The sequence below is a fragment of the Mycolicibacterium grossiae genome, assembly GCF_008329645.1.
GTDB lineage: Bacteria > Actinomycetota > Actinomycetes > Mycobacteriales > Mycobacteriaceae > Mycobacterium > Mycobacterium grossiae.
Genome location: NZ_CP043474.1, coordinates 4,408,232 through 4,421,288, shown reverse-complemented (window position 1 = coordinate 4,421,288; position 13,057 = coordinate 4,408,232). Strand labels below are relative to the sequence as shown.

Sequence of the window (13,057 nt, the reverse complement as noted above, 5' to 3'; positions counted from 1 at the left end):
GGTGTGAGCGTGGGCACAGTCAATCGTCCGAAAAGCTTGACAGGCGGCTGCCGCGTGCGCCTTACTTACCGAATCTGGGGAACGCGACTTCCGCAGAATGGAATACCCATGCCGGCGCCGAGCGCCGGCGCTCCGACCGTGACAGGCGTATTCATGAGCACAGAGTCCACCGGGCTCATCGGCGAGTCCCAGCGTCCCGATGCACCCTCCGCCGCCGGCGTGAGCCCGATGTTGTACAACCCCGATCTCGCGCCCACCAAGCGCGACGGCCGTCGGTGGAGCGCGTACAACATCTTCACCCTCTGGGCGAACGACGTGCACAGCCTCGGCAATTACTCGTTCGCCATCGGACTGTTCGCCCTCGGCCTCGGTGGTTGGCAGATCCTCCTGGCGCTCGGTCTGGGCGGTGCCTTCCTCTTCCTGCTGCTCAACTTGAGCGGGTTCATGGGGGAGAAGACCGGCGTCCCGTTCCCGGTCATGAGCCGCATCGCCTTCGGCACCCGCGGTGCCCAGATCCCGGCCCTCATCCGCGGCGCGATCGCGATCGCCTGGTTCGGCATTCAGACCTATCTCGCCTCGGTGGTGCTGCGGATCCTGATCATCGCGCTCGCACCGTCCGCCGAGACCCTCGACGCGAACAGCTTCCTGGGTCTGTCGACACTCGGTTGGATCTCGTTCGTCGCGCTGTGGGTGATCCAGGTGATCATCGTCAGCTACGGCATGGAGATGATCCGCAGGTACGAGGCCTTCGCCGGTCCGGTCATCCTGATCACGATGATCGCGCTCGCGCTCTGGATGTTGAGCAACGCCGACTGGTCCATCGCGTGGACGACGCCCGACTCGCTGACCGGGGTCGACATGTGGCTGCAGATCATCGGTGGCGCCAGCCTGTGGGTGGCGATCTACGGCACGTTCGTGCTCAACTTCTGCGACTTCACCCGAAACGCGACGTCGAAGCGGGCCATCGTGGCAGGCAACTTCTGGGGCATCCCGCTCAACATGCTGGTGTTCGGCGGCATCGTCATCACGCTCGCCGGTGCTCAGTTCCGCATCGACGGACGCATCATCGAAGCGCCCGCCGACATCGTCCAGGAAGTGCCGAACACCCTGCTGCTGGTGCTCGCGGCTCTCGCGCTGCTCATCCTGACCGTCGCCGTGAACCTGATGGCCAACTTCGTCGCCCCGATCTACGCGCTCAACAACCTCTTCCCCAAGCACCTGAACTTCCGTCGCGCAGCGCTCATCTCGGCCGTCATCGGCCTGGTGATCCTGCCGTGGAACCTCTACAACTCGCCCGCGGTCATCAATTACTTCCTCGGCGGGCTCGGCGCCATCCTCGGTCCGCTGTTCGGCATCATCATGGCCGATTACTGGCTGGTGCGCCGGTCTCGGATCAACGTCCTGGCGCTGTTCACGACCGACGAGGCGGGCGACTACCACTACGCGAAGGGCGTCAACGTCCGCGCCGTCGTCGCGCTCGTCATCACCGCGCTGGCCGCACTCCTGATGGCCTTCGTCCCGGCGTTCGAGGTCGTCTCGGAGTTCTCCTGGTTCATCGGCGCCGGGCTCGGTGCGGTCGTGTACCTCCTGGTTGCACGACGCGGGGGACCGTTCAACGATGTCTCCGGCGAACCCATCGCCGTGGCCAGCACGCACCATTAGGGAGCCCATGAAGATCCTCGTCGCGAACGTCAACACGACGGCCTCGATGACCGATGCCATCGCCGAGTCCGCGCGCGGCGTCGCGTCGGCGGGCACCGAAATCATCGGCATCACACCGCGGTTCGGCGCGGATTCGTGCGAAGGCAACTTCGAGAGCTACCTCGCGGCGATTGCGGTCATGGATGCGATCACCTCGTATCCCGAGCCGTTCGACGCCGTGATCCAGGCCGGCTACGGCGAGCACGGCCGGGAAGGTCTGCAGGAGTTGCTCGACGTCCCGGTCGTCGACATCACCGAGGCGGCCGCGTCCACGGCGATGTATCTGGGCCACAGGTACTCGGTGGTCACCACCCTCGACCGCACCGTCCCGTTGATCGAGGACCGTCTCAAGCTCGCGGGTCTCGACGCCCGGTGCGCCTCGGTCCGGGCCTCGGGTCTCGGTGTGCTCGAGCTGGGGTCCGACGCGGACCGCGCGGTCGAGGCGATCGTCCGCCAGGCGCGCGAGGCCGTCGAGAAGGACCACGCCGAGGTGATCTGTCTCGGGTGCGGCGGCATGGCCGAACTCGAGGAGAGGGTGTCCGCCGCGACCGGCGTCCCGATCGTCGACGGCGTCCGTGCTGCGGTCACCATCGCCGAGGGTCTGGTGCGCATGGGTCTGTCGACGTCGAAGGTGCGTACCTACGCGACGCCGCGCGCGAAGAACGTCATCGGCTGGCCGTTTCGGCTGTGAGCCGCCGAACACGCTGCGTCACAGCAGGATCTGGCGGTTGACGTCCTTGTAGAGCAGGTAGCGGAAGTTCGATGGCCCGCCCGCATAGCAGGCTTGCGGGCAGAAGGCGCGCAGCGAGAGGAAGTCGCCTTCCTGCACTTCCACCCAGTCGCCGTTGAGGTGATAGACGGCCTTGCCCTCGAGCATCAACAGGCCGTGTTCCATCACGTGTGTCTCGGCGAAGGGGATCGTGGCGCCGGGCTCGAAGGTGACGATGTTGACGTGCATGTCGTAGGCGAGGTCGAGCGGATCGAGCATGCGCGTGGTGCGCCACTTGCCGTCGGTGCCGGGCATTGCCGACGGCTCGATGTCCTGCTCGTTGCCGAACGACACCGACGGCGTGTGACCGTCGATGGCCTCGTAGCGCTTGCGGATCCACACGAATGTCGCGTCGGCGTCGCCGTCGTTGCGGGCCGACCAGTCGGTGCCCGCGGGAAGGTAGGCGAAGCCGCCCTCGGTGAGGGTCCGGGTTTCGCCCACGGCGTCGACGGTGAGCGCGCCGGAGGTGACGAAGAGGAAACCCTGCACCTCGGGTTGCGGTTCGGGTCGTTGCGCAGCGCCGCCCGGCTTGACCTCGACGATCGCCTCGAAGTACGTCGTCGCGCCGCCCGCGACCGGTCGGTTGAGGATCCATGCCCGCGTGTAGGTCCACTCCGGGAACAACGAGGCGACGATGTCGGAGAGGACGCCGCGGGGGATGACCGTGTAGGCCTCGGTGACGATCGCGCGGTCGGTCAGCAGGTCGGTCTGCGGGGGTAGTCCGCCGCGGGGCGTGTAGTACGACGCAGGCTTCGGCGCAGTGGTCACGGGGTGCTCCTGGTTGGGCGGCCGAGCGCGATGCCGCGCACGGTGGAGAGGGGGAGGTCGGTGGCCGTCTCGATTTCGTCGGCGGTCAGGGCGCCGCACACGCTGCCACGGTGGATCACGCTCGCAAGTGCCCGAGCAGTCGCCGGTTCGTCCATCACCGTCGAGTCGAGCTGCTGGACGTAGGTGCGTAGCCGCGCGGCGGCGGGGGCGAACGCGCCGCGGTAGAACGCGTACGTTGCCAGGTACCGGGTGACGAGCTGGGCAGGGTGCAGGTCCCAACCTTGGTAGATCCCACGTTCCAGGTGGCGCCGGACGAGGCGCGCGTGCAACTTCCAGGCCGTCGCGACGTTGTCGCGGTCGCCGATCGGAAGGACGTTGGTCGAGCCGTCGGACATGTGGACGCCGGTGCCGGCGACGGCGAGCTGCATGACGTTCTTGGCGTGGTCCGCGGCGGGGTGCTCCATCGACTGGTAAGCGGCGGCGATGCCGAGGGACGCCGAGTAGTCGTAGGTCCCGTAGTGCAGCGAGCTGACGCGACCCTGGCCGGCGTGGATGAATCGGGCGACGGGCGCGCGACCGTCGGCGTCGAGGATTGCCTGCGGTGTCTCGACCTGCACTTCGAAGCGGATGCGGCCGTGGGGAAGTCCGTTGGCGGCCTCCAGGGCGCTGGCGACCGCGACCATCGCCTCGACCTGGTCGACGGACGTCACCTTGGGCAGGGTGAGTGTGAGACCGTCGGGCAGGCCTCCGGCGGCGACGAGTCCGCTGACGAAGAGGTCCAGTGTGCGCACTCCGCGCGCCCGGGTGCCGGCTTCGAAGGACTTGAACCGGATGCCGACGAACGGCGTCGAGGTGCCGGCGTCGAGCGCGGTGCGCAGGACGGTGATCGACCGTGCCACGTCGGCGTCCTCGGCCGCGTCGTCGGCGGTGCCATCCGAGGGGGAGTAGCCGTCCTCGAAGTCGATGCGGAGGTCTTCGATGGGCTCGGTGGTCAGCTTGTGTTCGACGAGCGCGGCGAGCGTGTCGGCGGAACGATCGCTGTCGTCGTTCGCACCGACGAGCGCGGCCACGGCGTCGAGTCCACCGGCGTCCCGTGCGGCCGCCAGAGCGGCGGATCCCCAGTCGGCGGGTGTCGTCGCGGAGTACCGGGTGCCCGGGACGTAGACGGTGTGGACCGGTTGCCGACGGCCGTCGTCGCCCGGATATCGGTGCGCCAGTGCGTCGTCGGCGGAGGACAGGCGGCGTTCGACGTCGGCGAGCACCGCGTCATCGAGACGTCGCGTCATGGGTGTCCTTCTCTCGTGGGTCGTGGAGACAGAATTCCACAATGCGGAGTTTACCGTGCAGCTCTTGCGACATGGCGTCAGACTCTCGTCGACGGGACAAAGATTCCACATTGCGGAATGCAACGGCGGCTTGTTCAATGGAACGACCATCTCGAGTCGGAAGTGGAAGGTATGGCGGAGAAGCCCGGCGGTGTGCAGTCGGTGGAGCGCGCGTTCGAGTTGATGGAGCTGATCGGCCGTGCGGGAGGGGAGTGCTCGCTGACGGAATTGTCGGCGGAGTCTCCATTGCCGCCGCCGACGATTCATCGTCTCCTGCGCACGCTGGTCGGTCTCGGTTACGTGCGACAACTGGCCAACCGTCGTTATGCGCTCGGGCCGCGCCTGATTCGGCTGGGTGAAGTCGCAAACCGACAGTTGGGTGCGGTCGCCGGCCCGGTGTTGCGCGCTCTGGTCGACGAGCTGTCGGAGACGGCGAGTCTCGCGGTGCTCGACGGCGACATGGTGATCTACACCGGGCAGGTTCCGTCGTCGACGTCGACGCGAACCGACAGTGAGGTCGGCAGGCGCGTCGGTCTGCACACCTCGGGGGTGGGAAAGGCCGTGCTGGCCGAACTCGAGGACGCGCGCGTGCTGAAACTGGTGACGCAATCCGGGCTCCCGGCGCCGACGAAGAATAGTGCGTCGACCCTGTCCACGGTGTTCGCGAACGTCGAACGGGTACGTGCCGACGGCTACGCGACCGACGACGAGGAGTGCGAGATCGGTGTCCGATCCGTGGCGATGGCGGTGCCCGGTGCGCCCACGCCCATGGCCATCGGCATCTCCGGTCCCGCAGCGCACATGAGCAAGGACCTGATCGCCCGCGCCGTCCCCGCGCTGAGGAAGGCGACCAGTGTCATCTCGGAGGCGTTGATCGGGGCGAGGGAACAGTGACGTCTGGCGCCGAGCACGGGACGATGCCGTCAGCACACGGGTCGGCGCGGGCCTGGGCTGCCGTGGCGGTGCTCGCCCTCGTCGGCACCCTGAACTACGTCGACCGCTTTCTGCCCGGCGTGCTGGCCGAGCCCATCAAACGGGAACTGTCGTTGTCGGACACGGCCATTGGCGTCATCAATGGATTCGGGTTCCTCATCGTGTACGCCGTGCTGGGCATCGTGATCGCGCGTTTCGCCGATCGTGGGATGTTCGGCACGGTGATCGCCGGCTGCCTGGCGTTGTGGGGGTCGATGACCATGCTGGGTGGCGCGGTGCAGTCCGGCCTCCAACTGGCACTGACCCGCGTCGGCGTGGCGGTCGGCGAGGCGGGGAGCACGCCGGCGGGGCATGCGTACGTGGCGCACAACTTCATCCCGGAGAAGCGGTCGGCGCCGTTGGCGGTGATGACGATGTCCATCCCGCTGGCCAGTGCCGCGAGTCTGCTCGGCGGCGGTCTGCTTGCCGAGAGCATGGGCTGGCGGATGGCGTTCGTGGTGATGGGCGGCATCAGCGTACTGCTGGCGCCGCTGGTGCTGGTGGTGCTCGGAATCCGGCAGCGGCTGCCTGCCGCAGCGCCGCAGGAGCGCCACGCCGCGCCGCATTGGTGGGATCTGTTGCGCAAGCCCAGTTTTTTGGCGATGGTGGGCGGCACCGCGCTGGTGTCGGCGGCCGGCTATTCGTTGACGACCTTCGCGCCCGCGTTCCTGATGCGCACGCGTGAGATGTCCATCGGCGAGGTTGGCGTCGAGTACGGCCTCGCCACCGGTCTGCTCGGAGTCCTCGGGCTGTTGATCGTCGGGCGGATTGCCGACCGGTTGGCCACCCGCGACCCACGTTGGCTGTTGTGGATCGTGGTCGTCCTGATCGCCGTTCTGCTGCCGGCGTCGGTGTTGGCGTTCGTCGTCGAGAGTCGTACGTGGTGCGTCTGGCTGCTGGCACTGGCCTACGTCATCGGCACGGCGTACCTCGCGCCGTCCATCGCGGCGGTTCAGCGTCTGGTGCTGCCCGAGCAGCGTGCGACGGCGTCCGCGGTGTTCCTGTTCTTCAACGCCACGCTGGGTGCCGTCGGGCCGTTCCTGACCGGTGTGATCAGCGACGCGCTGACTGCCGAGCTGGGCCCGCAGGCCCTGGGCCGCGCGCTGCTCATCCTGGTGCCGAGCATGCAGTTGGTGGCGATTGGTTGCTATGCGGTTGCCGCGCAGCGGTTTCGAGCCGACGTCGTTGAGGAGGCTTGATCAGCCGACGCGCTGCATATCGTCACTGTGACGTTATGGTGGGCCGGAGCGGTGTCGCGGCCGGGAGGAGGGTCGGGCGGTCGACCGCTGACGTCACCACCGTGGCCGGCGCCAGGCGGGGGGGCGCGCCGTGAGAGCCGCTCCGCGCAAGCTTCGGCCGCGCCGTTCGTCCGGGCAAACGTGGCAGGGTCGAAAGCTCTGCGCGGCAGGCAGATTCGTCACCGTGACGAATTCATGAGCCCACGGACGGACCGGCTCTACGCGGATCGGTCCGACTCGTCGTGGGATTGGCCTGTCGGGCGCTTGAACCCAGCTGCGCGAGCACGTGAATTACGGTCCGTCGAATGCGGAACCGGGCCGGGAACGGTCCGGACGCCATCGGCCGGGTGCGAATCCAGCGGGCTAGGAACGGCCCGGCCTGGGCTTCACCTAGGTTGGGGCGATTTCGCATGGACAGGACCTGATCAACTGTCAGTTTGCAGATGACCCTCGCCGACGGCAGCTGCTGACCTGCACAGCAGAGATAAAGCGCAAACCGCTCAGCGCCAATTTTGCAGCTAACCGCGGCCAGGGGTGATCGAAGATCGCGAAGGGATGCCGGGATGGTCACGGACGGGTTCGGGGCAAGTCCGCCGCCGCCGTAGCCGTACACCACGTTGACGTCGGTGCCCAGATGCATACTGGGCTGCGTGCTGACAATCACCGCGGTTCGTGGCGACATCGCGGAGCAAGAGGTTGACGCAATAGTCAACCCCGCGAACACCGCTATGCGCGGGGGTGGCGGCGCGGATGGCGCGATTCATCGCGCGGGAGGCCCTGCGATTCTGCGCGACTGCGTCAAGCGGTTCCCCGACGGACTGGCCACAGGTGACGCCGGTTGGACGACAGCAGGCGACTTGCCTGCCCAGTGGGTCATCCACACCGTCGGCCCGAACTACAACACTGGGCAGAGAGACCGTTCGCTTCTTGAATCCTGCTACCGCCGGGCTTTGGAAGTTGCTGACGAACTCGGCGCTCGCATCATTGCCTTTCCGCTCATCAGCACAGGCGCCTTCGGCTGGCCACGGCAAGATGCGATCGCCGCCGCGATCGAAACCATTGCCGCCGTCAACACTCGTGTCGAGGAGGTGCGACTGGTGGCCTTCGACTCCGAGATACACGAGCAAGTGCTAATGCATTTGGCTTCGTCGACCCCGATTCGCATCTTGCAAGGGGTTCAGGTCCTGCATCAGCGCGGCTACCATCGATTGCGCATTTTGCCGGGAGTGAGTCCCTCAGGGATGTACTGGCGCGTCGCTATCACCGCCGCTGACAATCTGATGGACCATGTGAGCTTCCCACACGTCATCGACCTCGACACCGCACTGCAGTATTCGACGGGCGGACTTACCGAATTCGCCGGGAGTGAGGTGACCGTGACAACCAGACCCGAATCGGTCGCCGAACTGATCCTGAACGAACTGCCTGGGACCGCTCCGACCGATGACGATCCCGCCTACGTTTCCTGGTTCGCCGAACTCATGCGCCTGGTCGAGCAATTCCAGTTGCCACCCGTCGCATACGCCGAATACTTCGACGCCAGTGCGGGGTGGGAGATCGGCTGGGGAAGCGGCATCAGTCATCCTCGCCCGCCCGAGCCAGCCGCCATTGCCCCAAGGAGATCCGCTCCGATGCCATCACTGCCATCGACCTCAACGCCGGACGACACGGCGAACGCCCTGCATCGACTCGAGACGATTCTGCAGAAGGCGACGGGGCTGTCCCCGAAAGCCAGCGCGGTGGAAGGAACGCTTATCCCGCGGGGAGACCCGCTGTTGCCCGGCGTCACAATCAAATTCGCCGCCGATCACGTCCGCGGCGCCGACCGCGCAGCTCTATTCTTTGACGATAAGTACGTTCATTTGGGTGTCTGGCCGGCGGAACTCCAGCCGCAATACACGCATATGTACTCGAATTCGGCAAGAGTCGACGCCCTCCTTGAACTGAACACTCACGACGGTTTCACTGTCGAGCCCAACTTTCAACTTGCGCATCGGTTTGCCCAACCGCTTCAACGCTGGTTCCCGACCAGACTGCTGTCCGCAGGCGACTACTTGCGGCAATGGGTCGACGATTTCCATGACGGGCGCGCCGGCGGTCGAACCCGCGATGAGATAGCCGATCCGCGCTTCTTCCAGTGGCTGGTGGAGCGCGGGTACGCCCGCGCAGACGAAGAGGAAAGCCTTCACCAGTGGCTGGACAGTAAGAAAGCCGGCATTCAGATCCACGTCCGCCCTGGCGTGCAGATACTCAGAACCTGGTCGGATGGAGAAGCTTTCGCGATCGACGGTCAGGACGAGTTCGTTGCGCAGGTGCGGGACGCGACTAATCAGATACTGATCGCCCTCGGCCAGGCGCAACTGGATTCCATGAGTTGAGTCACGCCCCTTAACAGCGGGTGGTGTGAATACGCTTTCCATGCAGCGCAGCCGAATCGCGTCTCCGAACTCGCACCGCGAGTGTGCAATCCGACCGAATCTGAAAAGGTTCGACATCCACGGCCTTGCACACCTGTCCGATACCTCGGTGAATGTCGAGTGGCGCAAGGTGAGGTACCGGGGGTCCCGGCCTGCGGCGCGACCCCACGGGTGTCAGTGCCTGGTGCTATCCATAGTGCAGTACGCCCTAGATGGAGGTAGTCATGACGCAGAGCGCGCCGGTAAAGATCGTCAGCGATTCGCTGGTGCTGGGTGCAGTGACGGTGAGTTTTCAGAGGACGCTGCGTATCCCCGAGACGGGGTTGCATCCGCTGCCGCCGGGTCTGGGCCGGTTTCCGTTGCGGCGGGTCGCGGACTACCCCAATACCGCACCAGCCGAATGGCTAGTTCGTGGCGGGGTGATGCTGCCGGTCTACCAGCGCGAGGCGATGTGGCTGTCGTTCAGCGCTTCCGAGCCCGCAGCGCTGCAGATTGGCGTGGGCAAGGTGTGCGCGGTTAGCGGCTTGCCGTGGATTGATCACCTCGTCGGTGACCCGCAGAACTACGTGGCGTTGCCCCAGCAGCCCTGGCTGGACGGCATCAACTCGGGGGATGGGTTCATCCGCCAGTTCGTTGCCGTGCCGCTCGGTTCGGGAGCCACAGTCGAAGGGCAGGTGACGGGGGAGGAGACCCACGGTGGCGTGCAACTCCGAGCTGTCGCTCTGACCGAGCAAGCGTTGGCGGCGTGGCACGCCGAACAGACGCTGCAAGTGATGTGCTGCGAGGATCTTGCGGATGGCGGACCGCTGCCGGCGCCCTCGGGGAGCAGTATGGGATTGGGGGCTGGCGGCCGGATGCGTCAAGAGGTGTACGCCGACGATCGCCCGCTGGCCGACTACGACGAGGATGGCGCCCGGCGGGTCTTCGTCCACCTGTGCTCGGCCGCGCAGTGGACCGCGATCACCGGAGAGGTGCCGCCGTCGACTCCGGTTGACCGGGACGCTTACGTAGAAGCCGGGTTGCCTTGGTTCGACTACTACGACGCCGATGCGCAGGACCTCTCACAGTCCAAGATCTTGTCGAACGTCGAGAGCGTCGGCAGAAAGCTTGGCACTAAGGAGGATCCGTTTGTTCCCATCGATCCGAAGACAGTGGTCGCCATCGGTGGGGTCAGCCCCGACGTAGTCCCTGACGGGGAGTGGTAGCTCGGTTCGTCAGTCAGCCGAAACTCGGTCCCGCGGCAGTACCAGGGCGTTCGAGTTCCCGGTCGTTAAGGGTTCCGCGAACTGGGCCGGTGAGGGGGACCTCATCAAAGTCGAGCTTGCAGGCCCCGGAGCGGACGGCAAGAGCATTTGCGCCAGTACGCCACGGTGGACTGCATGCGTTCATGCGCCAAAGGGCACCTGCATTGCGGAACTGCTCAGGTGGGATGGCAGGCACTGCGCGCCGTGAAATCCCATCGACTGCCTCCTCCCCGATCAGATGGCATGTATCCGGCAGCATGACCTCGCGCCGCGCCGTTCTACTTGTTGCCGGACCCTAGCCCGCCTTGCACGACCCGCATAGGATTGCGCATCGCGTCATAATACTTCTCAGTGCGTCGATCCGCCTTCCTCTTTTCGCGAAGGTTTTGGCGAGCTTCCGGACTGCGGAGCAATCGCTGGCAGCGCTGGCATATTTCGACCTTGTGCGCCGGGTTCTTCAGATTGCAGAGGCGTGGCGGGTTTTCCGAGTTACTCACTTCTCAGTGGCCCCGACGTCTGATGCCGGATAGCCCGCGCCACGTTGGAGACACGGGACGTGAGCTGAGATAACGCCAAGTCTGGTGCTCATGGACACTCTCCTGCATGCACCAAATAGCAGTAAGGACAAACTTTTTCCGGCTTCTCTGGCTTCGAGGGATCGTTCGCGCCGAGATGGACATGACCGAGAGGCGTCAGCAGAATCTTTGGGTCTAGCTCCCGCAGCTTTGCCAGCTTGGTCTTGATGTGTTGTGTCAGTTCAGGTGAACGCCGGTAGTTCAGCAGTTCGCGATAAAGTCCAGCTTGCCCTTCGGCGTCAGACGGAGCCGGCACAAGTTTGTCGTCCATGGACAAGCGAACCAACCTGCGAACATTGGCAATGCTGTCGGCACTGATCGGTTCCCCTGCTTCGGCGGCCTCTTTCGCCATTCCGGCGTCGGTAAGCCCGCGCAGCATGCCGATCAGCACCTTGGCATAGCGGGTGCGGGGGTGGTCGATCAGGATCTGCTGCATCTCTGCGCGAATTGAATCATGAGGGCATTCGCCAGTAGGGACCATGAACCAACTGTTACATACCGCCGAATTGCTTGAAGTGGGATGAGACGTTCGAAGGTGCATGCGATGCCGGATTCGGGGTGGCACTTCGAAGACACCGATCAACGTTGCCTCCGATCAGCCGAAGGTTCGTACGCTGCGGGGCCGACACTCGATCGAGACTTCGTGGTTACCACGCAGAACCACAACGTTGACCCTTCGGTTGGCGACATCTCTCCGCAATGCGCGCAGCAGGTCATTCTGGGATTGAATGTCGCGATCGCCGACAGCGACTATGGCATCACCGCGCTCGAAAGGGCCTGCTGAATTATCGCGAACAGCGGTCACCACAAGAGCATGGCCACCGGGTGCGCGGTCGACGGCCCGGCGCGCGACGCTGACTCCGAGCGACGCGCGTTCAACTGCTCCGTAGGTGATGAGCTCACGGGCGACCTCAGCGACGGTGTCGGCGGGAACCGCGAAGCCGATGCCGTCCGCCTCGGGTATCGCTGCCGTATTTACTCCGATAACTTGGCCGTCGACGTTCACCAACGGGCCGCCGGAGTTCCCCGGATTGATCGCAGCATCCGTCTGAATGACGTCGAAAATCGCCTGCTTGTCACCTGTTGGCAGGCTCCGCTTCAGCCCGCTCACGATGCCGATGCTGATGCTTTCCGGGAACTCGCCAAGTGGGCTGCCGAACGCGAAGCAGAGTTCGCCAAGTCGAGCCCCCATGGGTGAAATTATCAGTGGCTCAGCGGATTGCGGGTCTACGCGGAGGACCGCTAGATCGGTCAACGGGTCACGGCCGACAACCCGCGCCTCGGTCTGCTGCGCGCCGGGCAACTGAACATAGATCGGCTCGACCATCCCTCCAATCACATGATTGTTCGTGACGAGGTGTTCGGCGTCGTAAAGGAAGGCCGACCCGCCGCCTTCCTCGAAATCGTGGGTTTGTCCCTTGACGATGGCAGTGGAGAGCACAACCCGCTCGGCCAGGTCGATGATCTCGTCACTGAACTGCCGGAGCAACCGCCCCGGTGTGTTAGACATCGAACTCGTCGCCTTCATCGTCGTCGAGCATGGTTCTGCCGCCGAACCGTTTCTGGAGAAGGCTGTCGTAATGGTCCGCGCGGTCGGCTACAAGATCGATGGTGGCCAGAAGTTGCTCGGGGGAGAGTCCATCGAAGATGTACAACTCTGCGGTCAGCACGATTTGAGCATTGTCCGGGTCGACATACGCCTTGGCGAACGGCGTATTCCGATTGATGGTATTCACTGCCGCAAACACCTCGGGGCGCATGGTGAAGTCCTCCAGCAGCGGGGAGAAAATCTCGATGCGCGGCGGATCGTCATCCGCGGTGTGTACGAACACGACTGCGCTGCCGTGGGGGATCGGAATGTCGCCGTCCTCGTCACGCTCTATCGCGTCAACCCTGAACTCGCGCTTGAGTGTTTCTTCGAGCCACTTGTCGAGCTCGCCGGTGCGGTTGTCGCCGCTGGACCCGAATATTCGGCCAAGAAGCGGCGTCGACTGTATCCGTGGTGCGAATCGGGACAACTCATCAGCTCCGCTCTGCGAAATTGCCGG

11 protein-coding genes are annotated in these 13,057 nt (G+C 65.0%); 6 read left to right on the top strand and 5 right to left on the bottom strand.

All coding sequences use genetic code 11. The features are described 5' to 3' along the window. Positions 1-153 precede the first annotated feature (153 nt). The gene (locus FZ046_RS21260; RefSeq protein WP_070354045.1) at positions 154-1,662 is read left to right on the top strand and encodes an NCS1 family nucleobase:cation symporter-1; all 1,509 of its coding nucleotides are present in this window, start codon (positions 154-156) and stop codon (positions 1,660-1,662) included. A 7-nt stretch (positions 1,663-1,669) separates the two neighbouring features. After that, positions 1,670-2,392, top strand: coding sequence for an aspartate/glutamate racemase family protein (locus FZ046_RS21255; RefSeq protein ID WP_070354044.1), 723 nt, complete (start codon positions 1,670-1,672; stop codon positions 2,390-2,392). Positions 2,393-2,410: 18 nt separating this feature from the next. Here the strand turns inward: FZ046_RS21255 and FZ046_RS21250 are convergent, their stop codons facing one another. Then, entirely contained in the window at positions 2,411-3,238 is an 828-nt protein-coding gene (locus tag FZ046_RS21250; protein WP_070354043.1) for a bifunctional allantoicase/(S)-ureidoglycine aminohydrolase, read from the bottom strand. Then, positions 3,235-4,524 (bottom strand): DUF6986 family protein, encoded by a 1,290-nt coding sequence (locus FZ046_RS21245; protein ID WP_070354042.1) that lies wholly within the window; start codon positions 4,522-4,524, stop codon positions 3,235-3,237. The genes FZ046_RS21250 and FZ046_RS21245 overlap by 4 nt, the downstream gene beginning before the upstream one ends. Before the next feature lie 171 nt (positions 4,525-4,695). Here FZ046_RS21245 and FZ046_RS21240 point away from each other — a divergent pair, with 171 nt between their 5' ends. From FZ046_RS21240 to FZ046_RS21225, 4 genes are all read left to right on the top strand, one after another. Further along, positions 4,696-5,457, top strand: coding sequence for an IclR family transcriptional regulator (locus tag FZ046_RS21240; RefSeq protein ID WP_070354041.1), 762 nt, complete (start codon positions 4,696-4,698; stop codon positions 5,455-5,457). Between the two features lie 23 nt (positions 5,458-5,480). Next, positions 5,481-6,734 carry a spinster family MFS transporter gene (locus tag FZ046_RS21235; protein WP_070354065.1) on the top strand — a complete coding sequence of 418 codons (1,254 nt, stop codon included), beginning with the start codon at positions 5,481-5,483 and terminating at the stop codon, positions 6,732-6,734. A 689-nt stretch (positions 6,735-7,423) separates the two neighbouring features. Continuing rightward, positions 7,424-9,151 (top strand): macro domain-containing protein, encoded by a 1,728-nt coding sequence (locus FZ046_RS28335; protein ID WP_081343674.1) that lies wholly within the window; start codon positions 7,424-7,426, stop codon positions 9,149-9,151. Positions 9,152-9,414: 263 nt separating this feature from the next. Continuing rightward, complete coding sequence (locus FZ046_RS21225) at positions 9,415-10,395, top strand: hypothetical protein (RefSeq protein ID WP_070354064.1); 981 nt, start codon at positions 9,415-9,417, stop codon at positions 10,393-10,395. Positions 10,396-11,019: 624 nt separating this feature from the next. On the opposite strand, the gene FZ046_RS21220 is transcribed toward FZ046_RS21225, so the two are convergent. The 3 genes from FZ046_RS21220 to FZ046_RS21210 form a co-directional block, all read right to left on the bottom strand. Next, a complete protein-coding gene (locus FZ046_RS21220) occupies positions 11,020-11,445 on the bottom strand; it encodes a hypothetical protein (protein WP_246182833.1) in 426 nt (141 codons plus the stop codon). Between the two features lie 159 nt (positions 11,446-11,604). Further along, positions 11,605-12,537, bottom strand: a complete 933-nt coding sequence (locus FZ046_RS21215) for a S1C family serine protease (RefSeq protein ID WP_246182832.1) — start codon at positions 12,535-12,537, stop codon at positions 11,605-11,607. Next, the gene (locus FZ046_RS21210) at positions 12,512-13,027 is read right to left on the bottom strand and encodes a T3SS (YopN, CesT) and YbjN peptide-binding chaperone 1 (protein WP_070354038.1); all 516 of its coding nucleotides are present in this window, start codon (positions 13,025-13,027) and stop codon (positions 12,512-12,514) included. The genes FZ046_RS21215 and FZ046_RS21210 overlap by 26 nt, the downstream gene beginning before the upstream one ends. Positions 13,028-13,057 lie beyond the last annotated feature (30 nt).

Bases quoted from the DNA above. Each gene is read 5' to 3' on its own strand.
- FZ046_RS21260 (WP_070354045.1), top strand. From the start codon at position 154: ATGAGCACAGAGTCCACCGGGCTCATCGGCGAGTCCCAGCGTCCCGAT.
- FZ046_RS21255 (WP_070354044.1), top strand. From the start codon at position 1,670: ATGAAGATCCTCGTCGCGAACGTCAACACGACGGCCTCGATGACCGAT.
- FZ046_RS21245 (WP_070354042.1), bottom strand. From the start codon at position 4,524: ATGACGCGACGTCTCGATGACGCGGTGCTCGCCGACGTCGAACGCCGC.
- FZ046_RS21240 (WP_070354041.1), top strand. From the start codon at position 4,696: ATGGCGGAGAAGCCCGGCGGTGTGCAGTCGGTGGAGCGCGCGTTCGAG.
- FZ046_RS21235 (WP_070354065.1), top strand. From the start codon at position 5,481: ATGCCGTCAGCACACGGGTCGGCGCGGGCCTGGGCTGCCGTGGCGGTG.
- FZ046_RS21225 (WP_070354064.1), top strand. From the start codon at position 9,415: ATGACGCAGAGCGCGCCGGTAAAGATCGTCAGCGATTCGCTGGTGCTG.
- FZ046_RS21220 (WP_246182833.1), bottom strand. From the start codon at position 11,445: ATGCAGCAGATCCTGATCGACCACCCCCGCACCCGCTATGCCAAGGTG.
- FZ046_RS21215 (WP_246182832.1), bottom strand. From the start codon at position 12,537: ATGAAGGCGACGAGTTCGATGTCTAACACACCGGGGCGGTTGCTCCGG.